Raw genomic sequence first — 374 nt, forward strand, 5'->3', positions numbered from 1 at the left:
GCGTGGGTCATCGTCAACGGGCAAGCGGTGCCGGCCTCGGCCTGGCTGCACAGGTACATCAGCCCGGCGCGGGCAACGTGCGCCCCGCGCCGGTCCGCATGATTCCATGAGAACGCATGCACGCCTGCGTCCATCGCCACCTGCATGATCCGGTGGTAGGCCGGGTGGAACTCGACTTCGTCGATGCGTCGCCCGTAGCGATCGAAGGATCGCAGGCGCGGGCGATGCAGGTTGGCCTGCTCGCCCAGCGCCACCAGTTCCCCGCCTGCACGCCCACCCAGATCGGACAGCTGGGCCGCAGCCCAGCCGCCGCCGTGACGCTCGACGTGTTGCCTCAGTACGCCGTCCGCCAGCCAGAGATTGCAGGCGGGCAG

The 374-nt window shown here is 69.8% G+C and carries 1 pseudogene; it reads right to left on the reverse strand.

The window, feature by feature from the left end:
• Nucleotides 1-374: pseudogene (locus tag FLQ44_RS23945) on the reverse strand (hypothetical protein); the annotation flags it as partial.

The organism is Vogesella mureinivorans (assembly GCF_007644035.1).
GTDB lineage: Bacteria > Pseudomonadota > Gammaproteobacteria > Burkholderiales > Chromobacteriaceae > Vogesella > Vogesella mureinivorans.